A 23,243-nucleotide genomic window follows, 5' to 3' on the forward strand; every position below is an offset into this window, starting at 1 on the left:
GTGAGCGGGTTTTCTTTCTACCACTCACGGGGTGGCGCAAAAGCGACCGGTCCATCCCTTGTGCCCAAGGGAGGACCGGTCCGTGATGCCCTCGTTATGCGTTCTCGGCGAGTTCGAGCCAGCGCATCTCCAACTCTTCACGTTCTCCAGCGATTTCCCGCAACTCGGCGTCGAGCTTCGCGACCTTCTCGAAATCCGTCGCGTTCTCGGCGATCTGCGCGTGCAGCTTCGACTCCTTCTCGGAGAGCTTGTCGATCTGCCGCTCGACCTTCTGCAGCTCCTTCTTCGCGGCGCGCGCGTCCGCGGCGGAGAGGCCGGAGGCGGGCTGCGCCGCGGGCGCGGCGGGGGCCGGGGCGGCCGCCTCGATCATCCGCTGCCGCCGCTCCAGGTACTCGTCGATGCCGCGCGGCAGCATCCGCAGGGTCCGGTCGCCGAGCAGGGCGAAGGTGCGGTCGGTGGTGCGCTCCAGGAAGAAGCGGTCGTGGGAGATGACGACCATGGAGCCGGGCCAGCCGTCGAGGAGGTCCTCCAGCTGGGTCAGGGTCTCGATGTCGAGGTCGTTGGTGGGCTCGTCGAGGAAGAGGACGTTGGGCTCGTCCATGAGCAGGCGCAGCAGCTGGAGTCGGCGGCGCTCGCCGCCGGAGAGGTCGCCGACCGGCGTCCACTGCTTCTCCTTGCCGAAGCCGAACTGCTCGCAGAGCTGCCCCGCGGACATCTCGCGGCCCTTGCCGAGGTCGACCCGGTCGCGGATCTGCTGCACCGCCTCCAGGACGCGCAGCTGGGCGGGGAGTTCGGTGACGTCCTGCGAGAGGTAGGCGAGCCGCACGGTCTTGCCGACGACGATCCGGCCGGCCGGCGGCTGCTTCTCGCCCTGGGAGACGGCGGCATCCGCCAGTGCCCGCAGGAGTGAGGTCTTGCCCGCGCCGTTGACGCCGACGAGTCCGACGCGGTCGCCGGGGCCGAGCTGCCAGGTGAGGTGCTGGAGGAGCGTCTTGGGACCGGCGGTGACGGTCACGTCCTCCAGGTCGAAGACGGTCTTGCCGAGCCGCGCGTTGGCGAACTTCATCAGCTCGGTGGAGTCGCGGGGCTCCGGCACGTCCGCGATGAGCGCGTTGGCGGCCTCGATGCGGAAGCGGGGCTTGGAGGTGCGGGCGGGGGCGCCGCGGCGCAGCCAGGCCAGCTCCTTGCGGACCAGGTTCTGCCGCTTGACCTCCTCGGTGGCGGCGATCCGCTCCCGCTCGGCCCGGGCGAAGACGTAGTCGGAGTAGCCGCCCTCGTACTCGTACACGTCACCGCGCTGCACGTCCCACATGCGGGTGCAGACCTGGTCGAGGAACCAGCGGTCGTGGGTGACGCAGACGAGCGCCGAGCGGCGGTTCTGGAGGTGGCCGGCGAGCCAGGCGATGCCCTCGACGTCGAGGTGGTTGGTCGGCTCGTCGAGGACCAGCAGGTCCTGCTCCTCGATGAGGAGCTTGGCGAGGGCGATGCGGCGGCGCTCGCCGCCGGAGAGCGGGCCGATGACCGTGTCGAGGCCGTTCTCGAAGCCGGGCAGGTCCAGGCCGCCGAAGAGGCCGGTGAGCACGTCGCGGATCTTGGCGCTGCCGGCCCACTCGTGGTCGGCCATCACGCCGATGACCTCGTGCCGGATGGTGGCCGCCGGGTCGAGCGAGTCGTGCTGGGTGAGCACCCCGAGCCGCAGTCCGCCGCTGTGCGTGACCCGGCCGGTGTCGGCCTCCTCCAGGCGCGCCAGCATCCGGATGAGGGTGGTCTTGCCGTCGCCGTTGCGCCCGACGACGCCGATCCGGTCCCCCTCGGACACGCCGAGCGAGACCCCGTCGAGCAGGGCACGGGTGCCGTACACCTTGCTGACGTTCTCGACATTGACGAGGTTGACGGCCACGTTGACTCCAGTGCGGGGTGATCGATCGACGTACCAGGGTACGTCCCCGGGGCCGTCGGCGGCCCGCCGCCGAGGTCAGGGCCGGGGCCGGCCCGGCCGGTCCACCAGGAACCAGCCCGCCAGGGCCATCGCGACCGCCGCCGGGGCGGTCACCCTGACGGCCACCAGGGTCGCCGTGTGGCCCTCCAGGAGGCCGCCGAAGCCGGTCATCGACAGGCCGAGGATCCCCAGCAGGGCGAGCGCGATGCCGAGGGCGGCGAGCGGGCCGGAGCCGCCGGTACGGGGGACCGGCGAGGGGGCCTCGAAGCGGCGGAAGACGGCGACGAGCAGGGCCGTCAGCAGGACGGCCGCGGCGAGCCTGAGCGGAAGCTGCGCCCACCAGGCGCCGGTCGCCGGGGCCGGGAGCCGGACGCCGAGCGCGAGCATCCCGCCGTACACGCCGAGCATCGCCGTCAGGTGCCACAGGAACGCGGTCATGGCGATGCCGTTCGCCGCGACCACCGCCCGCCAGACCCGCGCCCGCGCCGCGAACCGCGCCCCCGGGCCGCGCAGCAGCTCGACCGCCCCGATCAGCCACAGGCCGTGGCAGAGCAGGGCCAGCGTCGGCGGCGCCATGTTCGACACCTTCTCGCCGGGCATTCCCACCATGGACAGCGGATACGGGCCGAGGGCCACCAGCAGGCCCGCGCCCACGAGCCCCGCCCCCGCGAGCAGCGCCGGGCGCCGGATCATGCCGTCCGCCCGCAGGAAGCCCAGCTGGTGCACGGCCAGCCAGACGAAGGCGAAGTTCAGGAACTCGACGTACGGAACACCGGCGGCGAACCGCAGCACGTCGACGAGGACGGCGGCCCCGGCGAGTCCCGCGAAGGCGCCCCAGCCGTACCGCTCGTGCGCCCGCAGCAGCGGCGGCGTGAACGCGACCATCGCCAGGTAGATGCCGATGAACCACAGCGGCTGCGTGACCAGCCGCAGCGCCACCCCGGTCAGTCCGCCGTCGGCGCCGGCCGCCTGGAGGAGCAGCGCCGCCGCGCCCCACACCGCGACGAAGACCATCGTCGGCCGCAGCAGCCGGCGCAGCCGGGCCCGCAGGAAGTCGGCGTAGCCGGGGCGGGAGCGGTGGGCCAGGGCGTGCGCGAAGCCGCCCACGAAGAAGAAGACCGGCATCACCTGGAGCGCCCAGGTGACCACCTGGAGCCCGGGCACGACGGCGAGCAGGTTCCCGACCCCGTCGGAGGTGACCGCCGCCATCAGCCAGTGGCCGAGGACGACGACGCCGAGCGAGACGACCCGCAGCAGGTCCACATACCGGTCGCGCGCCGCCGGGGTGGCGGCGGCGAGCTCACGCGCGCTGATTCCCATGCCGGTACGGTCCCGCGCCGGCCCCGGGGTCCGTCAGGGCGCGGATACTCAACCGGCGTCTGAGTACGGGGCGTCGGCGCGCGCGTCCGCCGCCCGCGCGCGCCTGCCAACCGGCCCACGCCGTCCACCCCGCGGGCGACCTCCCGGCCGGGGCTGCCGGACGGCCCGCCCGGCACACCGTCATGTTCTCCTCAGGTCACCCCCCACCACCCCCGAGGAGAGATCCATGTCGAGACGCCCACGCCTGGCGGCCGCCGCCGGCGCCGCCGTCGCCCTCGCCGTGCTCGCCGCCGGCCCCGCGTCGGCCGGCGATCCGGCCGTCACCGACCCCCGAGTCGTCGCCCACTTCGACTTCGCCGCCGGTGAGAACGCGGAGAACATCGCCCTCGAACCCGACGGCTCCGCCGACATCACCTTCGCCTTCGCCCACAAGGTCGTCCGCGTCACCAGGGAGGGCGTCACCACGCCCCTCGCGACCCTGCCCGACGTGCCGGGCGCCCAGACGCCGGTCGGCGGGGCCGTCGCCCTCGGCATCGCCCGCGCCCACGACGGCACCCTGTACGTCACCTACGTCACCGGCACGAAGGAGACCGGTGTCTGGCGCGTCCCGCCCGGCGGGGGCACGCCCGAACAGATCGGCTTCTTCCCGGCCGGCGCCTTCCCCAACGGCCTCGCCCTCGACGAGAAGTGCGGCATCCTCTACACGGCCGACACCCGCCTCGGCAGGGTGTGGAGCCTCCCGGTGACCGGCGGCGAGCCCACCGCCTGGGCCACCGGGGCCGCGCTCGAACCCACCGCCGAGATCCCGTTCGGCGCCAACGGCCTCAAGGTCCACGACGGCGCCGTCTGGGTGTCCAACACGGCCCGGGGGACGCTGCTGCGGATCCCGGTCCGGAAGGACCTGACCGCCGGCCCGGTCGAGACCCGGGCGACCGGTCTCGACTTCATCGACGACTTCGCCTTCACCGGGCACGGCGACACGGTCCTCGCCGCCCTGATCATGTCGAACGAGCTGGAGCTCGTCCGGCCCGACGGCACCCACAAGACCGTGCTCACCGGCACGGACGGGCTCGACAACCCGACCTCCGTGGCGGTGCGTCACAAGACCGTCTACGTGAACAGCGCGGCCTTCTTCGACACGGTGGACCCCGACCCGAACCTGCTCCTGGCCACGCTCTCCAAGAACAAGCTCTAGACGAGCGCCGCGCCCGGCGCCGGGGAGGTCGCGGTGTGGGTGGCACGGCAGGTGCCGGAGGCCCGCAGGGCCCGCGCCACCTGGTCCGCCGCCTCCGCGTCCTTCACCAGGAAGGCCGTCGTCGGGCCCGAGCCGGACACCAGCGCCGCCAGGGCCCCGGCCTCGGTGCCCGCCGTGAGGGTGGCGGCGAGGGAGGGGCGCAGGGAGAGCGCCGCGGGCTGGAGGTCGTTCGAGAGGGCGGCCGCCAGCGCCGTGGTGTCGCCGGAGGCCAGGGCGTCCAGGAGCACCGGGGAGGCCGCCGGCTCCGGGATCTCGACGCCTTCCGCGAGCCGGTCGAACTCGCCGTACACCGCCGGGGTCGACAGACCGCCGTCGGCGACCGCGAAGACCCAGTGGAAGGGCCCGGCGACCGGCAGCTCCGTCAGCCTCTCGCCGCGCCCCACGCCGAGCGCCGCCCCGCCGACCAGGCTGAAGGGCACGTCGGAGCCGAGCTCGGCGCAGATCTCCAGGAGGACCTCGCGCGGGGTGTTCAGGCCCCAGAGCGCGTCGCAGGCGAGCAGCGCGCCGGCGCCGTCGGCGCTGCCGCCGGCCATGCCGCCGGCGACCGGGATGGCCTTGGCGATGTGGAGGTGGACGTCCGGGGAGAGGCCGTGCCGGGCGGCGAGGAGTTCCGCGGCGCGGGCGGCCAGGTTGGTGCGGTCGAGGGGGACCTTGTCCGCGTCGGGGCCCGCGCAGGTGATCGTCAGGCCGTCGGCGGGGGTGGCGGTCACCTCGTCGTGGAGGGAGACCGCGAGGAAGACGTTGGCCAGGTCGTGGAAGCCGTCGGGGCGGGCCGCGCCCACCGCGAGCTGGACGTTGACCTTGGCCGGTACGCGTACGGTCACCGCGTTCACGCCGTCGCCTCCGGCTTGTTCTCGGCGATCCGCGCGAACTTCTCGACCGTCAGCGCCTCGCCGCGCGCCTGCGGCGAGATCCCGGCCTTCACCAGCGCCTCCTCGGCGGCGGCCGGGGAGCCGGCCCAGCCGGCGAGGGCGGCCCGCAGGGTCTTGCGGCGCTGCGCGAAGGCCGCGTCGACGACCGCGAAGACCTCCGCCTTGCTCGCGGTGGTGGCGATCGGCTCGGTGCGGCGGACCAGGGAGACGAGACCCGAGTCGACGTTGGGCGCGGGCCAGAAGACGTTGCGGCCGATCGCCCCGGCGCGCTTGACCTCGGCGTACCAGTTCGCCTTGACGGAGGGGACCCCGTACACCTTGTTGCCCGGTCCGGCGGCGAGCCGGTCGGCGACCTCGGCCTGGACCATGACGAGGGTCCGCTCGATGGTCGGGAAGCGGTCGAGCATGTGCAGCAGGACGGGCACGGCCACGTTGTACGGGAGGTTGGCGACGAGCGCGGTCGGCGCCGGGCCCGGCAGCTCCTGGACGAGCATGGCGTCGGAGTGGACCAGCGCGAAGCGGTCCTTCCGCTCCGGCATCCGGGCGGCGATCGTCGCGGGCAGCGCGGCGGCCAGGAGGTCGTCGATCTCGACGGCGGTCACCCGGTCGGCGGCCTCCAGGAGCGCCAGGGTGAGGGAGCCGAGTCCGGGCCCCACCTCGACGACCACGTCGTCCGGGCGCACGCCCGCGGTGCGGACGATGCGCCGGACGGTGTTGGCGTCGATGACGAAGTTCTGGCCCTTCTGCTTCGTGGGGCGCACGCCGAGGGCGGCGGCCAGCTCACGGATGTCGGCGGGGCCGAGGAGGGCGTCGGGGCCGTCGGGGCCGGTGGTGGTGCTCACCGGTACAGCGTAGGCCCTGTCCGGGGCGTCACTGGAAAAGCCTGCGCCCGCAGTGCGGCCAGGGTCCCGCGCCGCGCTGCACGTACAGCTTCTTCGCCCGGAAGGTCTGCTCGGCGGCGGGCGCGTTCTGGGCGACGCCGGAGCCGCCCAGGGAGCGCCAGGTGCCGGGGTCGAACTGGTAGAGGCCGCCGTACGTCCCCGAGGGGTCGACGGCGTTCGGGCGGCCGCCGGACTCGCAGGCGGCGAGGGCGCCCCAGTTCAGTCCGTCGGCGCCGGCGACGGAGGTGGGGAGCCGGCGGGTGCCGACGCGGACCTTTCGGGAGACGGGTTCGCGGACGAGCTCCTCGCCGGTGCGGCGGGGCCGCTGCTTCACGCCGTTGACGGACCGCAGGTGGTACGTGACCCGGCGCAGGCCCGGGACGCCCTGCCGCTCGACGACCTCGGTGCCGGCGAAGAGCTCGGGGTCGCGGATCCGCTCGACGGCGTACGGGACGGCCTCCTCGCGGGTCTGGGTGGAGCCGGTGATCCGCAGCACGGTGATGGTCTGCCCGTCGCGAGGGAAGGCGTCGCGGGGCACGGAGGTGGTGTCCTCGCCGCCGAGGGTGATGCCGGCCTCGTCGAGGGCCTCGGCGACGGTGGCCGCGTTGGTGCGGACGGTCCGCTCGCGCCCGTCGGCGAGGAAGGTGACCGCGCGCTCGGTGCGGACGTCGAGGGCGAGGCCGGTGCGGGAGATCGCGGCGGAGCGGGAGACCGACAGGTGGGCGCCCTCGGCGCGGACGCCGAGCTGGCGCAGCGCGCCCTCGACGGTGTCGGCGGTGGTCCACACCTGGCGGCGGTAGCCGTCGAGGGTGAGGGCGACCGGCCGGCCGTACCGGAGGACGATCTCGTCGCCGCTGGCCAGCGCCTCGCCGGGGGCGGGGGCGACGAGGTCGTGGGCGCCGACGGTCAGGCCCTCGTCGGCGAGCAGCTCGTCCACGTCGTCGGCGAAGGTGTGCAGGGTGCGGGGGACGCCGTCGACGGAGAGCCGGACGGCCTTGTCGTCGGCGACGAAGGCGGTGGTGCCGCCGGCCAGGAAGGCCACGACGAGGGCCTGCGGCACGAGCCTGCGCAGCCCGTCCCCGGCCGGGCGGGCGGCCTTGCGGCGCCGGGCGCCGCGGCGGGCGGCGGCCCGGCCCTGGGCGGGCACGGGGAGGGGGTCCGTGGCGAGGGGCGCCACCTGGGTGGGCTGCTCGTGGACGGGCAGCGTGGCCGCCCCGCCTCGGCGTCCGGCGCGGTGACTGCCCTGGGAAGTGCTCACGAGGCCGGGACCCTAGCCCCGTCGGCCGGCACTCTCCAAAGCGACCCGACTACGACACGTAACCGTTATGGATCGGTGACCATCAGTAGTCGAAGGCGCGGGCCGTGTTCACGGCGAGCGCCTCGGCCATCGCGTTCTCGTCGATCCCGCGGACCTCCGCCATCGCCCGGACGGTGACCGGGATCAGGTAGGGGGCGTTGGGGCGGCCGCGGAAGGGGGCCGGGGTGAGGAAGGGGGCGTCGGTCTCGACGAGGACGAGGTCCAGCGGCGCGACGGCGAGCGCGTCCCGCAGCGGCTGGGCGTTCTTGAAGGTCATGTTGCCGGCGAAGGACATGTAGTAGCCCTTGGCGGCGCAGATCTCCGCCATGGCGGCGTCGCCGGAGTAGCAGTGGAAGACGGTCCGCTCGGGGGCGCCCTCCTCGTCGAGGACGCGCAGGACGTCGGCGTGCGCCTCCCGGTCGTGGATGACGAGCGTCTTCCCGTGCCGCTTGGCGATCTCGATGTGGGCGCGGAAGGAACGCTCCTGCGCGGCCATGCCCTCGGGGCCGGTGCGGAAGAAGTCGAGGCCGGTCTCGCCGACGCCGAGGACGTGCGGGAGGGCGGCGAGCCGGTCGATCTCGGCGAGCGCGTCGTCGAGCGCCGCGTCACCGCCCGCGTCGCGAGCCCCCTGCCGGGACCACCCGTCGGGGTCCCCCAGCACGATCCGGGGGGCCTCGTTCGGGTGCAGGGCGACGGCCGCGTGCACGTTCTCGTACCGCTCCGCCGTCTCGGCGGCCCACCGGGAGCCCTTCACGTCGCAGCCGACCTGCACGACCGTCGTGACGCCGACGGCCGCCGCCTTGGTCAGCGCCTCCTCGACCGTCCCGGACTGCATGTCCAGATGGGTGTGCGAGTCCGCGACCTCCACGAGGAGGGGTTCGGGCAGCGGCGGCGGGGCGTCCTTGGCACTCATGGTCCGATCGTACGAGGACGGTTTCAGCGGCGTGAGCGGAAGGGGTGCAGCAGGTCGGAGAGGTGCCAGTGGTGCGGGACCGGGGGCTGCTCCTCGCCCTGGGTCAGCTCCTGCCCGATCGGCCCGGTCATCGCGACGGGCCTGGCCTCCTTCGCCCCGCGCCCGTGGTGCTCCATCGACGCGATCAGGTCCAGGACGGTGGACACCTGCCCGGCGCGCATGATCCGCACCACGTGCCCGCCGCAGTTCATGCAGGTCGGGTTCGAGAGCGGTGAGGGCACCCGCTCGCCGTCCGCCTTGTACACGACGAACGCCTCACCGCGCGCGTCCGTGTGGTGCTCGATGTCGTAGGACTGCTCCCAGCCGTACCCGCACCTCATGCAGGCGAAGGCGTACGCCTCGTGCACGACGGGCGTTCCGGTGCCGGTGGTCTCGCTCATGCCAGCTCCTCTCCACTGGGTCCAGTGGACGCCTTTTCGGCCCGGAGCGCATCAGCACGGAAGGAAGCATGGAGCGGTTTTGGGCGTTCCCTTGCCAAGCGCCCCGTGACGACTCCCGGCGCCGGATTCGGCTTTGCATTAAAGGTTATCCCTTTACCGATTCCAGAGCCTTCCCAGAGTTTCCCGGAACCTTTCCCACCCCGCCCCGACACCGGATTCCCGCCCCGCCGCCGCGCGTCTCCCTGGGAGGGGCCCGGGGGGCGGGAGGGCCGGACGGTCGGGGCCCCGGCGGTCAGGGGGTGTGCTTCGCGGCTACCACCGCGTCGAAGACCTCGCGCTTGGGGAGACCCGCTTCGGCGGCTACCGCGGCGATCGCTTCCTTGCGCCGTTCGCCGGCCTCCTCGCGGACCCGTACGCGGCGGACCAGTTCGGCCGCGTCCAGCTCCTCCGGGCCCGTTTCGGGGGCGCCCTCGACGACGACCGTGATCTCGCCGCGCACCCCTTCCTTGGCCCAGGCGGCCAGTTCGCCCAGCGGGCCCCGCTTCACTTCCTCGTACGTCTTGGTCAGCTCGCGGCAGACGGCGGCGCGGCGCTCGGCGCCGAACACCTCGGCCATCGCGTCGAGGGTGTCGTCGAGCCGGTGCGGCGCCTCGAAGTAGACGAGGGTGCGGCGCTCGGCCGCGACCTCCTTCAGCCGGCCCAGCCGCTCACCCGCCTTCCGCGGCAGGAAGCCCTCGAAGCAGAAGCGGTCCACCGGCAGCCCGGACAGCGCCAGCGCGGTGAGCACCGCGGACGGGCCGGGGACGGCCGTCACCTTGATGTCCGCCTCGACGGCGGCGGCGACCAGCCGGTAGCCCGGGTCGGAGACGGACGGCATGCCCGCGTCGGTGACGAGCAGCACCCGCGCCCCGCCGGCCAGCGCCTCGACCAGCTCGGGCGTACGGGCCGACTCGTTCCCCTCGAAGTAGGAGACGACCCGCCCCGTCGTGTGCACGCCGAGCGCCCGGGTCAGCCCGCGCAGCCGGCGGGTGTCCTCGGCCGCGACGATGTCCGCGCCCTCCAGCTCGGCGACGAGCCGGGGCGGGGCGTCCGCGATGTCGCCGATGGGGGTGCCTGCGAGTACCAGCGTTCCTGTCACCCGCCCATCCTCCCAGGAGTCGCACCCGCCGCGGCGCCCCGTACCGCCCGGACAGGCGACGCGCACAGACGCAGTCCCTACGATGGCGCGGTGACCCGTACCGCACCCGAGGCCCTGGAGGGCCAGCACTCCATGGCGAAGACCGTGGCCGAGCCCTCGTCGTGGCAGCTGCGGCTGCGGCGCTTCGGCTACCGCCCGCCCGCCGCCGGCACGCTCTCCATCGGCACGAGGGACCGGCTCGACCCGCCGTACACCCGGCCCTCGCCGCGGGTCATGTCGCTGCTCGGCCTCGGCCCGGCCGCCGCCGACCGGCTGTGGCGGCTGGCCGCCTGGGGCGGCCCGCTGCTGGTCGCCGCCGTCGCGGGCGTGCTCCGGTTCTGGAACCTGGGCAAGCCGCACGCGGTGATATTCGACGAGACGTACTACGCCAAGGACTCCTGGGCCCTGATCAACCAGGGGTACGAGGGGGCCTGGCCCAAGGACATCGACAAGACGATCCTGAAGGACCCCGGCTCGGTCCTGATCCCCACCGACCCCGGCTACGTCGTCCACCCGCCGATGGGCAAGTGGGTCATCGGCCTCGGCGAGAAGATCTTCGGCTTCGAGCCGTTCGGCTGGCGGTTCATGGTGGCGCTGCTCGGGACACTCTCCGTCCTGATGCTCTGCCGGATCGGCCGCCGCCTCTTCCGCTCCACCTTCCTCGGCTGCCTCGCCGGGCTGCTGCTCGCCGTCGACGGCCTGCACTTCGTGATGAGCCGCACCGCGCTCCTCGACCAGGTGCTGATGTTCTTCGTGCTGGCCGCGTTCGGCTGCCTGGTCCTCGACCGCGACCGGACCCGGAGACGGCTCGCCGCCGCGCTCCCGGAGGACGACGAGGGGGTGCTCCGCCCCGACGCGGAGATCGCCGAGACCCTGCGCCTCGGCTGGCGGCCCTGGCGGATCGCGGCCGGCGTGATGCTGGGCCTCGCGGCGGCGACCAAGTGGAACGGCCTCTACGTCATGGTCGGCTTCGGCCTGATGACGGTCCTGTGGGACATCGGCGCCCGCCGCACGGCCGGCGCCGTCCGCCCGTACCTCGCGGTGATCAAGAAGGACGTGCTGCCGGCGTTCGTGTCGGTCGTGCCGGTGGCGCTGGCGACGTACCTGGCGACCTGGACCGGCTGGCTCGTCACCGACAAGGGCTACTTCCGCGACTGGGCCGAGAAGCAGGACGCCCTGCCGAACGGCGGCGGCACCTGGTCCTGGCTGCCGGAGTGGCTGCGCAGCCTGTGGCACTACGAGACCGAGGTCTACAACTTCCACGTCGGCCTGACCTCGCCGCACACCTACGAGTCGAACCCCTGGTCCTGGATCGTCCTCGGCCGCCCGGTCTCCTACTTCTACGAGTCCCCCGCCCCCGGCACCCGCGGCTGCCCCGCCTCCGCCGGGGAGAAGTGCGCCCAGGAGATCCTCGCCCTCGGCACCCCCCTCCTCTGGTGGGCCGCCTGCTTCGCCCTCCTGTACGTCCTCTGGCGCTGGGCCTTCCGCCGCGACTGGCGCGCCGGCGCGATCGCCTGCGCGGTGGCGGCCGGCTGGGTCCCCTGGTTCCTCTACCAGGAGCGCACGATCTTCCTCTTCTACGCCGTCGTCTTCGTCCCCTACCTGTGCCTGGCCGTGGCGATGATGATCGGCGCGATCATCGGCCCCAAGGGCGGCACGGAGAAACGCCGCACCTTCGGCGCGGTGGCGGCCGGCTGCCTGGTCCTGCTGATCGTCTGGAACTTCATCTACTTCTGGCCGATCTACACGGCGACGCCGATCCCGATGGACCAGTGGCGGGCGCGGATGTGGCTCGACACCTGGGTCTAGCGGGGCGGACGTGAGAAGAGGGCGCGACCGGCGGTCGCGCCCTCTCGGTTGTTGTCGGCGGCTGTCGGTGGGCGCCGACGGCCCCGGACGGCCTACGGACGGCCCGGAACAGCCGCCGCTCCCCTGCCACCGCCGACAGCAGCCGCGCCCGCCGGCTAGCGGCTCCCACCGGTGAGCTGGTTCCATTCGTCCCACGCCGTGGTGGCTCCTCCCCGTCGATGCGGTAGCAACGCCAGAACGCATCCTGGGGAGCGACGCGCGGGACGCCATGGCTGGGACCGGAGTTCGGACGCTGCCACGACTCCTTCGCAACGGGAAATTCCGTTTGCGCAGGATGTGACAGGTGTGGCCGATCTTGCTCGACAGTTGTCAGTGGCGACTGCTTGACTCGATGGTCCACACGGGGAGGGGAACCCAGTCATGCGCAGTGGGGTGAAGGTCGGTGTCGTCGGGGGCGTGTTCGCGGTCGTCGCGAGCGGGGTCGCGTACGGGGGGTACAACCTCTGGAACGGGGTCACGGGAGGTTCGTCGGGCGACGGTACGAGGACGGCGGCGGCGCGGACCGGGCCGGTGACGACCGAGGAGGTCACCGCCACCGCGCGGGACTTCCTCGCCGCCTGGGCCGGCGGCGAGGCCGACCGGGCCGGTCAGCTGACGAACGATCCGGTGACGGCGGGCCCGGCGGTCGCCGCGTACCACCAGGAGGTCGGCGTCTCGGCGGCAGAGATCACGCCCGGGACGCCCACGGGGGCGGTCGTGCCGTTCACGGTGAAGGCTACCGTCACGTACGACGGGGTGTCGAAGCCGTGGACGTACGAGTCGAAGCTCACCGTCGTCCGCGGCGAGTCCACCGGCCGCCCGCTGGTGCGCTGGACGCCCACCGTCCTCCACCCGAAGCTGACCCCCGGTGCCTCGCTGCGGACCGGCACGGCGAAGGCGCCGGCGGTGAAGGCGCTCGACCACGAGGGCACCGCGCTGCCGCCCGAGAAGTACCCGTCGCTGGTGCCGGTCCTCGACGCGCTGCGGCAGCGGTACGGCGCCAAGGCGGGCGGCAAGGCGGGCATCGAGACCTGGATCGAGAACGCCGGCGGCACGCCGACCAGCACGCTCCTGGTGCTGTCGGCGGGCAAGCCCGGCGAGCTGCGCACGACCATCGACGCGGACGTGCAGGCGGCGGCGGAGAAGGCCGTGAAGGAGTTCCCGACGGCGGCCGTGGCGGCGGTCGAGCCGTCGACGGGGGCGATACGGGCGGTCGCCAACAACCCGGCGTCGGGCTTCAACACCGCGTTCCAGGGGAAGCAGGCGCCCGGCTCCACGATGAAGATCGTGACGGGGGCGATGATGATGCGGTACGGCATCGCCGGGCCGGGCACGCGGGTGGAGTGTCCGCCGACCGTGCAGTGGGACGGCGCCACCTTCCAGAACCTCGAACGCTTCACCACGAACGGCGACCTCACCAACGCCTTCGCCATGTCCTGCAACACCGCCTTCATCAAGGCGATCAAGCCGCTCCAGGCCAAGGGCGTCCACAACACCGCGCTCGGCGACACCGCCCGCAAGTGGTTCGGCATCGGCGAGGTGTGGTCGGTCGGCGTGCAGACCAGCGACGGGTCCGTGCCCGAGTCCAGCGGCACCGAGACCGCCGCCTCGTACATCGGCCAGGGCAGGATCACCATGAACGCGCTCAACATGGCGTCGGTCTCCGCCACCGTGAAGAACGGCGGCTTCCTCCAGCCGTATCTGATCCCGCAGGACGTGGACGACCGGAAGTTCGCCACCGCCGAGCCGCTGCCGGACGACGTCGCCCGCGGGCTGCGGAAGATGATGAACGCGGCCGCCACCGCCCCGCAGGGCACGGCCCTGGCGGCGATGGCCGGGGTGCCGTCGCCGAAGGGCGCGAAGACCGGCTCGGCGGAGGTCGGCGACCAGGCCACCTCCAACAGCTGGTTCACCGGCTACTCCGGCGACCTCGCCGCCGCGGCCGTGGTCCAGGCCGGCGGACACGGCGGCGACGCGGCGGGACCGGTGGTGGCGCGGGTCCTGAAGGCGGGCTGACGGTCCGGGAAAGCCGGTCGCGTGCCCCGTACACCCACCGCTACCGTGCGGGCATGACGACCGACGCCTCCGCCGCCCACCCCCGGTTCGCCGCCGCCCTCGCCGAGTCGGGCCTCGACGTCGAGGTCCGGCGCTTCCCGGACGAGACCCGGACCGCCCAGCAGGCCGCCGACGCGATCGGCTGCGCGGTCTCCGAGATCGTGAAGTCGCTGGTCTTCGCCGCCGACGGGGTCCCGGTGCTCGTCCTCATGGACGGGGCCTCGCGGGTGGACGTCGAGCGGGTGCGGGAGGCGTTGGGCGCCGGGGAGGTCACCCGGGCCGACGCGCGCGTGGTGCGGGAGACGACCGGGTACGCGATCGGCGGCGTACCGCCCTTCGGGCACCGCACCCGGACCCGCGTACTGGCCGACGAGGGACTGCTCGACCACGCCCTGGTGTGGGCGGCGGCCGGCACCCCGCACTCCGTCTTCGCCCTCCCCCCGAAGGAACTGATCGCCCACGCGGGCGCCACCCTCGCGGACGTGCGCGAGCGCACGGCGTGACGCCGCTGGTCGCGCCCGCGGTCACGGATGCCCCACCCGGCCGCGGGGGCGTCGCGACCGGTGGCGACGACCTGGTCAGCCGCCGTCCAGGATCTCCCGGAAGTGCCTGTTCACCCCGAGGAGGCCGCCGTCGACGCGGAGGGTGGTGGCGGTGATCCAGGCGGCGTCGGCGGAGGCCAGGAAGGCGACCGCGGCGGCGATGTCGTCGGGGGTGCCGACGCGGCCCAGGGGGTAGGCACGGTCGGCGAGGGCGGCGAGGCCCTTCTCCCTGCCCGACCGGGCGGGGGTGGCGACCGTGCCGGGGTTGATCTGGTTGACGCGGACGCCCAGCGGGGCCACCTCGGCGGCCAGGGTGCGCGTGTAGGAGCCGAGGGCCGCCTTCGCGGCGCTGTAGGCGTGGTCGCCGAAGGAGACCTCCGCGTTGACCGAGCCGATGGTGACGATCGCGCCCCGGGTCGCCGCCAGGTGGGGAAGGGCGGCCCGGGCGCAGTGGACGGTGCCGAGGAGGGTGCCGTCGAGCTGGCGGCGCCAGTTCTCGTCGGGGTCGTCGACGAAGGGGACGAGGGCGTTGTTGACGAGGGCGTGGAGGGCGGGGAGCCCGCCGATCAGCCGGTCGATCGCCGCGCGGTCGGTGATGTCGAGGCGGAGCGGGGTCGCGTCCGGGAGGGCCGCCGCGACCCGCTGGGCCGCCTCCTCGTCGATGTCCGTGACCAGGAGGTGCGCGCCCTCCGCCGCCAGGCGGCGGGCGGTCGCCGCGCCGATGCCGCTGCCGCCGCCCGTGACGAGGACCGTCTTTCCCGCGAACCGTGCCGTGAGATCCATGTCCCGATCTCAGCACCGGCCGGCTGCCGCGGCCAGACCCCGTGCGGCCGGGAAATCGCTGGGCGGCGGGCGGTTCCGGGCCTACCGTCGCCGGTATGGAGATCTCCTTCCGGAAGCTGCCGGATGGCCGGCACGAGATCCTGGTCCGCGCCCGCAAGGGGCCGGACGTCAGGCTGCCCGCCCGGCCCGTCGGCCCGAGCCTGCCGCACGACCTGGTCCACGCCGTCGTGGAGACCGCCCTCGGTATCGAGGACGGCTTCTGGGGGGCGACGGCGCGCGGCGCCACCTTCGAGGGCTTCGAGCCCGTCGTCCCGGGCCGGCACCGCCGGTCGGGGCTGAAGGTGCTGCGCCGGGGCGGCGACGCCGTGCTGGCCGCCGAGCTGTCGGTGAACTGGGCCTACCGGGTGTGGCGCGGCCTCCCCGTGGAGGGCCGCGGTGTCGGCCCGGCGCTCCTGGACGCGGAGGCCCTGGCGAGGACGGGGCCGCGCCTGGACGCCGCCGCCGCCCGCTGGGCCGCCGTGCCGGACGGCGGGGAGCTGCTGTGGCGCTGGGGGACGGACCGCTAGGGCCGCCCGTCAGAGCAGGGACTTGACCGCCCGTACCAGGGCCTGGGCCCGGGGGTCCGAGGTGACCGTCTTGCGCATGCCGTTGGTGACGTAGCCGAAGGCGGTGCCGGATTCGGGGTCGGCGAAGGCGAGGGAGCCGCCGCGGCCGGGGTGGCCGAAGGAGGTGGGGCCGAGGAGGGGTGAGGCGGGGCCGTGGAGCATGTGGCCCAGGCCGAAGCGGGTGCCGACCAGGAGGACCCGGTCCGTGCCCGCCGACTCCTCCGTGCGGGCCAGGGCCAGGGTCGCGGGGGCGAAGAGGCGGGGGGTGCCGTCGGCGAGGGGGCCGAGGGTGGCGGCGTAGAAGCGGGAGAGGGAGCGGGCGGTGGCCACGCCCGCCGAGCCGGGGAGTTCGGCCGCCCGGTAGGCGGGGTCGTTCTCGTCGGGCTTCGGGGTGATGACCTCGAAGGCGCGGCGGGTGAGGGACGCCGGGTCCTCCCACGCCTCCGTGACGGAGCGCTTGGGGCGCAGCCGGAGGGCGCCGCTGTCCTCGGGGGCGTCGACGGGGGCGAGGCGGCCGACGCGGTGCTCCTCGGCGGCCGGCATGCCGATCCAGAGGTCCAGGCCGAGCGGGCCGGCCAGTTCGTCGGCGACCCAGCGGCCGATCGTGCGGCCGGTCACCCGGTGGACCAGGCCGGAGAGGAGCCAGCTGAAGGTGTGGGCGTGGTAGCCGTGGGCGGTGCCGGGCTCCCAGGCGGGGGCCTGGGCGGCGACGGCCGCGGTGGACGCCTCCAGGTCGGTGGCCTCGGCGAGGGTGAGCGGGCGGTCGAGGACGGGGACGCCCGCCTGGTGGGCGAGGAGCTGCCGTACCGTCACGCGGTCCTTGCCGGCCGCCTTGAACTCGGGCCAGTACGTGGCCACCGGGGCGTCCAGGTCGATCCGGCCGCGCTGGTGGAGGAGGAGCGGGACGGCGGCGGCGACGCCCTTGGTGGCCGAGCGGACGATCTGGGCCGTGCCCTCGGTCCAGGGGGCGGTGCCGTCGGCGTCCCTGGTGCCGGCCCACAGGTCGACGACCTTGACCCCGTCGCGGTGGACGGCGACGGCCGCGCCGCGCTCGCCCCGCTGCTCGAAGTTGCGCAGGAACGCGTCCCTGACCGGCTCCCAGCCCGCCGCCACCGTGCCCTGCACGTCCACCTGACCCACTCATCCTTTCGTACGACCGGCTCCCATGGTGCAACGTGAGGGGGGACGGCCGGATTCCGGGGTCAGGTGGACGTCGGGGGAGGTCAGGCGAGGTGGATCGTGAAGCGCCTCGTGCCGACGCCGATCGTGTCGGCGTGGACCGAGCCGCGCGCCTTCTCGTACTTCCCGGTGCCGCCGGTGATCGCGCTGTCGAACGAGGGGGGCGGTCCCGGGTTGAGGATGCCGTAGTACATGCCCTGCACGGTGAGCTGGCCGCCGGGGAGGGTGTAGGTCACCAGGCACTCCTCGGCGCCGCCGCCGTTGGCGTTGGTGGTGTAGCAGAAGCCGTTGGTCTCGCCGACCTCGACCTGTCGTCCTTGTCGAAGAGGACCGAGCGGAAGACGGTCCGGTCGCCCTGCGCGGCGGGGCCGTTGGGGTTCACGGGGAAGTCGTGCTGCTCCGCGAGGTGGCCGATGAAGGTGAGGACCCGGCCCTTGGCCTTGTCCTTGTCGGTGCCGGCGTCCGCCGCGCTGGCGGTCGTGAGCGAGGTGCAGGCGAGGAGAGCGGCCAGTGCGGTGGCCGTGCCGAGGCAGGCTGCTCTGGTGGGGCGCATCATGCGGCTCCTGAGGTCGATGTACGGGGTGTTCGAATGACGAACTGTCATCCGTTTTCCCTTCATAACCTCGGCCCTGTCGCCGCGCGGACCGTCGCGGCACGGCTCACCGGAAGATCCGACCGATCGGAGCACACCCGGGACCGGAGACGGTCAGGCGACGGAACCCGGAACGAAACCGAAGGGCAGTTCGAGGCGGTGGCGGGCCATGAGCTCCTCGTCGGCGAGGATCTCGCGGGTCGGCCCGTCGGCGGCGATCACGCCCTCGCTGAGGACCAGCGAGCGCGGGCAGAGCTCCAGGGCGTACGGCAGGTCGTGGGTGACCATGAGGACGGTGACGTCGAGGGAGCGCAGCACGTCGGCGAGCTCGCGGCGGGAGGCCGGGTCGAGGTTGGAGGACGGCTCGTCGAGGACGAGGATCTCCGGCTCGGTGGCGAGGACGGTCGCGACGGCGACCCGGCGCCGCTGCCCGAAGGAGAGGTGGTGCGGGGGCCGGTCCGCGTACGCGGCCATGCCGACCCGGTCCAGGGCCCGCTCCACGACGGCGTCCAGTGCGGCGCCGCGCAGCCCGGCCGCGGCGGGGCCGAAGGCGACGTCCTCGCGGACGGTGGGCATGAAGAGCTGGTCGTCGGGGTCCTGGAAGACGATGCCGACCTTCCGCCGGATCTCCGCCATGTGCTGCCTGCCGACGGGCAGCCCGGCGACGGTGACGGTGCCCGCGCCGGCGGTGAGGATGCCGTTGAGGTGGAGGACGAGGGTGGTCTTCCCGGCGCCGTTGGGGCCGAGCAGGGCGACCCGCTCGCCGCGTCCGATGGTCAGGTTCACGCCGAAGAGCGCCTGGTGGCCGTCGGGGTAGGCGTAGGCGAGGCCGGAGACGTCCAGCGAGGGCGCGGTCATGGGGTCCGTCCGAGGAGGGCGAGGAGGCAGATCGGGAGGGCGGCGAGCGGCAGCGCCAGGGCGGTCGCCCACTGGGCGCGGGTGGCGGGCCGGTCGTCGAGGAGCGGCATGGTGCCGGTGTAGCCGCGGCTGACCATGGCGAGGTGGACGCGCTCGCCGCGCTCGTACGAGCGGATGAAGAGCGCGCCGGCGGACTTGGCGAGGACGCCCCAGTGGCGGACGCCGCTCGCCTCGAAGCCGCGGGAGCGGCGGGCGATGGACATCCGGCGCATCTCGTCGGTGATGAGGTCGCCGTACCGGATCATGAACGAGGCGATCTGGACGAGGAGCGGGGGCAGGCGGAGGCGCTGGAGGGCGAGGATCAGGGCCCGGAGCTCGGTGGTGGCGGCGAGGAGCACGGAGGCGGCGACGCCGAGGGTGCCCTTGGCGAGGATGTTCCAGGCGCCCCAGAGGCCGGGGACGCTCAGGGAGACGCCGAGGACCTGGGTCTGCTCGCCGGGGACCACGAACGGCATGAGCAGGGCGAAGGCGACGAAGGGGAGCTCGATGGCGAGCCGCCGGAGGACGAATCCGGCGGGCACGCGCGCGCGTGCGGCGACCGCGCCGAGCAGGACGGCGTAGCCGGCGAAGGCCCAGACGGCCTCGCGCGGGGTGGTGACGACGACCAGGACGAAGCCGAGGACGGCGACGAGCTTGGTGTGCGCGGGCAGGGCGTGGACCGGCGAGTCGCCCCGCCGGTACAGCTTGTGCGCGTGGCCCGCTCCCATCGTCAGACCCGGGCGCCGGTGGTGTCGCCGGTACGCCGGCGGCGGACGGCCCAGAAGGCGCCGGTGCCGACGGCGAGGGTGGCGCCGACGCCGATGACGCCGGCGAGGCCGCCGGAGAGGCGGGCGGAGTCGACGCCGCGGACGCCGTAGTCGGCGAGCGGGGAGTCGGCGGTGGCGTGCTCGTACTCCTCGGCCTTGGCGTCGATGCCCTGGTCGGCGGCGACCTTCTCCAGGCCGTCGGGGCTGGCGGAGGCGTAGAAGGAGACGACGCCGGCGAGGACGAGGGCGGTGACGACGCCGCCGATCCACACCTTCTTCGGGCTCTTCGCGGCCGGGGCCGCGACCGGGGCGGGGGCCGCGTCGACCAGTTCGCCGTCGACGCGGAGCTTCAGCGGGGCGGTGAGGCCGCGGGCGCCGTACACGAGGTCGGGGCGGACGGCGAGGACCGCGCCGACGGTCAGCATGGTGATGACGGCCTCGCCGACGCCGATGAGGACGTGGACGCCGAGCATGGCGGTGAGGACCTTGCCGATCGGCACCTCGGTGGTGCCGCCGACGGCGTAGACCAGGGTGAAGGCGGCGGCCGAGGCGGGTACGGAGACGAGCGCGGCGACGAAGGTCGCGGCGGTGACGCCGCCGCGATTGCGGGGCAGCACGAGCCGCAGCCCGCGGAAGAGGAGGTGGGCGGTGACGACGGTGACCACGCCCATGACGGTGATGTTGACGCCGAGGGCGGTGAGGCCGCCGTCCGCGAAGAGGACGCCCTGCATGAGGAGGACGACGGCGATGCACAGGACGCCGGTCCAGGGTCCGACGAGGATCGCGGCGAGCGCCCCGCCGAGGAGGTGGCCGCTGGTGCCGGCGGCGACCGGGAAGTTGAGCATCTGGACGGCGAAGACGAAGGCCGCGACCAGGCCCGCGAGCGGCGCGATCCTTTCTCCCCCGAGGTCTCCGGCCTGGGGGGTACCCCCGAGCTCCTTGCGCGCGCCGCGCAGGCTCACGGCGACCGCGGCTGCGGCGACGACGCCGGCCGCGGCCGACACGGGGGCGTTGATGAATCCGTCAGGTACATGCACGTCCCGAATGATGAGCGCTCCTGCAAAAGAGTTGCAAGAGCGTCCGGATCACAAGATGCCGGATGTGAGGCCGGCCACTGTCCGGGCGCTTCGGGAGTGACCATGCGAGCGGCCGGGAAGAATGCGACATTGAGTGACAAAGCGCAGCTCTAGGTGAGGAGTACGTGATGGCCGCCGTCGAGGACCACGCCCGAGGCCGCCTCATCAGCGACGCGCCGGTCGCCCGGGCGGTGCCGGTCGCCCTCCGCTACGACCCCGGCTTCTCCCCCGCCACCGTGCGCTTCGTCCTCCCCGGCGGCGTCGAGTGGTCCTTCCCGCGCGCCCTGCTGGAGGACGGGATCCAGCAGCCGGCCCACCGCGGCGACATCGCGGTCTGGCCGTGCGGGCGGGCGCAGACGGTGGTCGAGTTCCACGGTGAGGAGCAGGTCTCCGTGGTGCAGTTCGACAGCGTCGCCCTCTCCCGGTTCCTGGAGCACACGTACGCCGCCGGTGCGTCGTCGCTCACGACGCACTGACGGCGTACGGCCGCGTCGGCTCCCCGTCCCCACAGGTCCCGGCGCGGTCCGGGGCGCGACCCCCCGCTCAGGGGGCGCCCCGGGGTCTACGGAGGCGTCACGCCTTCACGAGGTCGGGCTTCGCGGTGGCGGTGTCGTGGCCGGCCAGCGCCTCGCCCTCCACGTCCACGTTCGGCAGCGCGCGGTCGAGCCACTTCGGCAGCCACCACGCCTTGTGGCCGAGGAGCGCGAGGACGGCGGGGACGATCGCCATGCGGACGACGAAGGCGTCGAAGAGGACGGCGACGGCGAGGCCGAAGCCGATCATCTTGATCATCTGGTCGCTCATGCCGATGAATCCGGAGAAGACCGCGATCATGATCACCGCGGCGGCGGTGACCACCCGGGCGCTGTGCCGGAATCCGGTCACGATCGCCTCGCCGGGCCGCTCGCCGTGGACGTACGCCTCGCGCATCCGGGTGACGAGGAAGACCTCGTAGTCCATCGCGAGGCCGAAGACGACACCCACCATGAAGATCGGCATCATCGACATGATCGGGCCGGTCTGCTCGACGCCGAACAGGCCGCCCAGCCAGCCCCACTGGAAGACGGCGACGACGGCGCCGAGCGCGGCGACCACCGAGAGCAGGAAGCCGAGGGCGGCCTTGAGCGGGACGAGGACCGACCGGAAGACCACGGTGAGCAGGACGAAGGCGAGGCCGACGACGAGTGCCAGGTAGGGCACGAGGGCGTCGTTCATCTTCTGCGAGAAGTCGATGTTCATCGCGGTGGCGCCGGTGACGAGGACGTCGTCGCCGGTGGCGTCGCGGATGTCGTGGACCAGGGTCTCGGTGGCGCCGGAGGACGGGCGGTCCTTCGGGATCACCGTGATCATGGCGGCGTCGCCGGCCTTGTTGGGCGTGGCCGGGGTGACCGCGGCGATGCCGTCGAGCTCCTTGATGGTGGAGACGGTCCTGTCGGCGGTGGCCCTGTCGCCGTCGACGACGACGAGCAGCGGGCCGTTGAAGCCGGGGCCGAAGCCCTCGGAGAGCAGGTCGTAGGCGCGGCGCTCGGTCGCGGAGACCGGCTTCACGCCGTCGTCGGGCAGGCCCATCTCCAGGGAGGAGGCCGGGACGGCGATGGCGCCGAGGCCGATGACGCCGGCGAGGAGCACGAAGAGCGGGCGGCGGATGACGAAGCGGGCCCAGCGGGTGCCGGCGTTCGGCTTCCCGGACTTCTCCGGGGCCTCGGCCGCGCCCTTGCGCTGCTTGCGGCCGATCACCCTGTCGCCGGCGAAGCCGAGCAGCGCCGGGATCAGGGTGAGGGCGATGAGGACGGCGATGACAACGGTGCCGGCGGCGGCGAAGCCCATCTTCGTCAGCATCGGGATGTTGACGACGGCGAGGCCGACGAGGGCGATGACGACGGTGAGTCCGGCGAAGACGACGGCCGATCCGGCGGTGCCGGTGGCGCGGCCCGCGGCCTCCTCCTTGCTGCGCCCGTCGGCCAGCTCGGAGCGGTAGCGGGAGACGATGAAGAGGGCGTAGTCGATGCCGACGGCGAGGCCGATCATCATCGCGAGGGTGGAGGTGGTGGTGCCGAGGTCGAGGACGTTGGCGAGCGCGGTGATCGCGGAGACGCCGATGCCGACGCCGATGATCGCGGTGAGCAGCGGCAGTCCGGCCGCGACGAGCGAGCCGAAGGTGATGACGAGGACGATGCCGGCGATGACGACGCCGACGATCTCGCCGGTGCCGGTCTCGGGCATGGTCTGGAGGGCGTCGCCGCCGACCTCGACCGTCAGCCCCTTGCCCTGGGCGGCGTGCCCGGCCTGTTCGAGGGCCTCGCGGGTCTCGTCGGTCAGCTCCATCGCGTTGACCTTGTAGGCGACGGAGACGTAGGCGGTGGAGCCGTCCCGGGAGACGGCCTGGGCCTGGTACGGGTCGGTGACGGAGACGATCTGGTCGGAGCCCGACTTCAGGGCGGCGACGGTCTCCTCGACGACGGCCCTGGGGGCCGCGTCGGTCATCTTGCCGCCGTCGGGGGCCTTGAAGACGACGCGGGCGGTGGCGCCGTCGGCGCCGGCGCCGGGGAACCGCTCTTCGAGCAGGTCGAAGGCGCGCTGGGCCTCGGTGCCGGGGATGGAGAAGGAGCTGGAGGTCGCGGCGGGCGCGGTGGCGGCGCCGACTCCGGCGATCGCCAGGAGCGCCACCCAGAGGAGGGCGACGAGCCGTCGGCGCCGGAAGGCGGTGCGGCCCAGCTTGTACAGGAAGGTGGCCACGGGTGCGTACTCCCATAGTGGGGTGGGACAGGGGCATGGGGAGCCGGCCCGACGGCGTGAGCGGTGCGC

The 23,243-nt window shown here is 73.7% G+C and carries 22 protein-coding genes; 6 read left to right on the top strand and 16 right to left on the bottom strand.

All coding sequences use genetic code 11. The annotated features are described in order from the left end of the window. Positions 1-94 precede the first annotated feature (94 nt). Entirely contained in the window at positions 95-1,900 is a 1,806-nt protein-coding gene (locus tag IF73_RS0113785; protein WP_031007272.1) for an ABC-F family ATP-binding cassette domain-containing protein, read from the bottom strand. 75 nt (positions 1,901-1,975) lie between these two features. Then, a complete protein-coding gene (locus tag IF73_RS0113790; protein ID WP_031007274.1) occupies positions 1,976-3,259 on the bottom strand; it encodes an acyltransferase family protein in 1,284 nt (427 codons plus the stop codon). Positions 3,260-3,485: 226 nt separating this feature from the next. Here IF73_RS0113790 and IF73_RS0113795 point away from each other — a divergent pair, with 226 nt between their 5' ends. Next, complete coding sequence (locus tag IF73_RS0113795; protein ID WP_031007276.1) at positions 3,486-4,454, top strand: hypothetical protein; 969 nt, start codon at positions 3,486-3,488, stop codon at positions 4,452-4,454. Here the strand turns inward: IF73_RS0113795 and IF73_RS0113800 are convergent. The 6 genes from IF73_RS0113800 to rsmI form a co-directional block, all read right to left on the bottom strand. After that, positions 4,451-5,347: a 4-(cytidine 5'-diphospho)-2-C-methyl-D-erythritol kinase gene (locus tag IF73_RS0113800; RefSeq protein ID WP_031007278.1), complete on the bottom strand. Its 897-nt coding sequence runs from the start codon at positions 5,345-5,347 to the stop codon at positions 4,451-4,453. The genes IF73_RS0113795 and IF73_RS0113800 overlap by 4 nt on opposite strands. Continuing rightward, complete coding sequence (gene rsmA, locus IF73_RS0113805; RefSeq protein ID WP_031007279.1) at positions 5,344-6,228, bottom strand: 16S rRNA (adenine(1518)-N(6)/adenine(1519)-N(6))-dimethyltransferase RsmA; 885 nt, start codon at positions 6,226-6,228, stop codon at positions 5,344-5,346. The genes IF73_RS0113800 and rsmA overlap by 4 nt, the downstream gene beginning before the upstream one ends. A gap of 28 nt (positions 6,229-6,256) precedes the next feature. Next, positions 6,257-7,525, bottom strand: a complete 1,269-nt coding sequence (locus IF73_RS0113810) for a ubiquitin-like domain-containing protein (protein ID WP_031007281.1) — start codon at positions 7,523-7,525, stop codon at positions 6,257-6,259. 82 nt (positions 7,526-7,607) lie between these two features. Continuing rightward, positions 7,608-8,477, bottom strand: coding sequence for a TatD family hydrolase (locus IF73_RS0113815; protein WP_031007283.1), 870 nt, complete (start codon positions 8,475-8,477; stop codon positions 7,608-7,610). Between the two features lie 23 nt (positions 8,478-8,500). Then, positions 8,501-8,917: a hypothetical protein gene (locus IF73_RS0113820; protein ID WP_031007285.1), complete on the bottom strand. Its 417-nt coding sequence runs from the start codon at positions 8,915-8,917 to the stop codon at positions 8,501-8,503. A gap of 292 nt (positions 8,918-9,209) precedes the next feature. Then, on the bottom strand, positions 9,210-10,055 hold the full coding sequence (rsmI, locus tag IF73_RS0113825) for a 16S rRNA (cytidine(1402)-2'-O)-methyltransferase (protein ID WP_031007286.1): 846 nt from the start codon (positions 10,053-10,055) through the stop codon (positions 9,210-9,212). 90 nt (positions 10,056-10,145) lie between these two features. Here rsmI and IF73_RS0113830 point away from each other — a divergent pair, with 90 nt between their 5' ends. The 3 genes from IF73_RS0113830 (at position 10,146) to IF73_RS0113840 (ending at position 14,500) form a co-directional block, all read left to right on the top strand. Continuing rightward, a complete protein-coding gene (locus IF73_RS0113830; protein WP_031007289.1) occupies positions 10,146-11,903 on the top strand; it encodes a dolichyl-phosphate-mannose--protein mannosyltransferase in 1,758 nt (585 codons plus the stop codon). 420 nt (positions 11,904-12,323) lie between these two features. Beyond that, complete coding sequence (locus IF73_RS0113835) at positions 12,324-13,958, top strand: penicillin-binding transpeptidase domain-containing protein (RefSeq protein ID WP_031007291.1); 1,635 nt, start codon at positions 12,324-12,326, stop codon at positions 13,956-13,958. 53 nt (positions 13,959-14,011) lie between these two features. Then, positions 14,012-14,500, top strand: a complete 489-nt coding sequence (locus IF73_RS0113840) for a YbaK/EbsC family protein (protein ID WP_031007294.1) — start codon at positions 14,012-14,014, stop codon at positions 14,498-14,500. A 75-nt stretch (positions 14,501-14,575) separates the two neighbouring features. Here the strand turns inward: IF73_RS0113840 and IF73_RS0113845 are convergent, their stop codons facing one another. Continuing rightward, entirely contained in the window at positions 14,576-15,322 is a 747-nt protein-coding gene (locus IF73_RS0113845; RefSeq protein WP_031007296.1) for an SDR family NAD(P)-dependent oxidoreductase, read from the bottom strand. A 95-nt stretch (positions 15,323-15,417) separates the two neighbouring features. On the opposite strand from IF73_RS0113845, the gene IF73_RS0113850 reads away from it, so the two are divergent. Continuing rightward, positions 15,418-15,888, top strand: coding sequence for a hypothetical protein (locus IF73_RS0113850; RefSeq protein ID WP_031007298.1), 471 nt, complete (start codon positions 15,418-15,420; stop codon positions 15,886-15,888). Between the two features lie 9 nt (positions 15,889-15,897). Here the strand turns inward: IF73_RS0113850 and IF73_RS0113855 are convergent, their stop codons facing one another. The 6 genes from IF73_RS0113855 to IF73_RS0113875 form a co-directional block, all read right to left on the bottom strand. Then, on the bottom strand, positions 15,898-17,058 hold the full coding sequence (locus tag IF73_RS0113855) for a serine hydrolase domain-containing protein (RefSeq protein ID WP_031007300.1): 1,161 nt from the start codon (positions 17,056-17,058) through the stop codon (positions 15,898-15,900). A gap of 92 nt (positions 17,059-17,150) precedes the next feature. Further along, the gene (locus IF73_RS41965; protein ID WP_234338228.1) at positions 17,151-17,342 is read right to left on the bottom strand and encodes a hypothetical protein; all 192 of its coding nucleotides are present in this window, start codon (positions 17,340-17,342) and stop codon (positions 17,151-17,153) included. Beyond that, the gene (locus IF73_RS38630; RefSeq protein WP_234338229.1) at positions 17,339-17,710 is read right to left on the bottom strand and encodes a hypothetical protein; all 372 of its coding nucleotides are present in this window, start codon (positions 17,708-17,710) and stop codon (positions 17,339-17,341) included. The genes IF73_RS41965 and IF73_RS38630 overlap by 4 nt, the downstream gene beginning before the upstream one ends. Before the next feature lie 102 nt (positions 17,711-17,812). Further along, positions 17,813-18,556: an energy-coupling factor ABC transporter ATP-binding protein gene (locus IF73_RS0113865; RefSeq protein ID WP_031007302.1), complete on the bottom strand. Its 744-nt coding sequence runs from the start codon at positions 18,554-18,556 to the stop codon at positions 17,813-17,815. Next, complete coding sequence (cbiQ, locus tag IF73_RS0113870; RefSeq protein ID WP_031007303.1) at positions 18,553-19,323, bottom strand: cobalt ECF transporter T component CbiQ; 771 nt, start codon at positions 19,321-19,323, stop codon at positions 18,553-18,555. The genes IF73_RS0113865 and cbiQ overlap by 4 nt, the downstream gene beginning before the upstream one ends. Before the next feature lie 2 nt (positions 19,324-19,325). After that, complete coding sequence (locus IF73_RS0113875; RefSeq protein ID WP_031007305.1) at positions 19,326-20,399, bottom strand: energy-coupling factor ABC transporter permease; 1,074 nt, start codon at positions 20,397-20,399, stop codon at positions 19,326-19,328. Positions 20,400-20,566: 167 nt separating this feature from the next. On the opposite strand from IF73_RS0113875, the gene IF73_RS0113880 reads away from it, so the two are divergent. Continuing rightward, positions 20,567-20,914, top strand: a complete 348-nt coding sequence (locus IF73_RS0113880) for an SsgA family sporulation/cell division regulator (RefSeq protein WP_031007307.1) — start codon at positions 20,567-20,569, stop codon at positions 20,912-20,914. A 97-nt stretch (positions 20,915-21,011) separates the two neighbouring features. On the opposite strand, the gene IF73_RS0113885 is transcribed toward IF73_RS0113880, so the two are convergent. Further along, a complete protein-coding gene (locus tag IF73_RS0113885; protein WP_051716760.1) occupies positions 21,012-23,174 on the bottom strand; it encodes an MMPL family transporter in 2,163 nt (720 codons plus the stop codon). Positions 23,175-23,243 lie beyond the last annotated feature (69 nt).

The sequence above is a fragment of the Streptomyces sp. NRRL F-5727 genome, from assembly GCF_000719555.1.
In the GTDB taxonomy this organism is placed as follows: domain Bacteria; phylum Actinomycetota; class Actinomycetes; order Streptomycetales; family Streptomycetaceae; genus Streptomyces.

Coding starts and splice junctions, on each gene's coding strand:
- IF73_RS0113790 (WP_031007274.1), bottom strand. CDS start 3,259: ATGGGAATCAGCGCGCGTGAGCTCGCCGCCGCCACCCCGGCGGCGCGC.
- IF73_RS0113795 (WP_031007276.1), top strand. CDS start 3,486: ATGTCGAGACGCCCACGCCTGGCGGCCGCCGCCGGCGCCGCCGTCGCC.
- IF73_RS0113815 (WP_031007283.1), bottom strand. CDS start 8,477: ATGAGTGCCAAGGACGCCCCGCCGCCGCTGCCCGAACCCCTCCTCGTG.
- IF73_RS0113820 (WP_031007285.1), bottom strand. CDS start 8,917: ATGAGCGAGACCACCGGCACCGGAACGCCCGTCGTGCACGAGGCGTAC.
- IF73_RS0113835 (WP_031007291.1), top strand. CDS start 12,324: ATGCGCAGTGGGGTGAAGGTCGGTGTCGTCGGGGGCGTGTTCGCGGTC.
- IF73_RS0113840 (WP_031007294.1), top strand. CDS start 14,012: ATGACGACCGACGCCTCCGCCGCCCACCCCCGGTTCGCCGCCGCCCTC.
- IF73_RS0113845 (WP_031007296.1), bottom strand. CDS start 15,322: ATGGATCTCACGGCACGGTTCGCGGGAAAGACGGTCCTCGTCACGGGC.
- IF73_RS0113850 (WP_031007298.1), top strand. CDS start 15,418: ATGGAGATCTCCTTCCGGAAGCTGCCGGATGGCCGGCACGAGATCCTG.
- IF73_RS38630 (WP_234338229.1), bottom strand. CDS start 17,710: ATGACAGTTCGTCATTCGAACACCCCGTACATCGACCTCAGGAGCCGC.
- IF73_RS0113865 (WP_031007302.1), bottom strand. CDS start 18,556: ATGACCGCGCCCTCGCTGGACGTCTCCGGCCTCGCCTACGCCTACCCC.
- cbiQ (WP_031007303.1), bottom strand. CDS start 19,323: ATGGGAGCGGGCCACGCGCACAAGCTGTACCGGCGGGGCGACTCGCCG.
- IF73_RS0113880 (WP_031007307.1), top strand. CDS start 20,567: ATGGCCGCCGTCGAGGACCACGCCCGAGGCCGCCTCATCAGCGACGCG.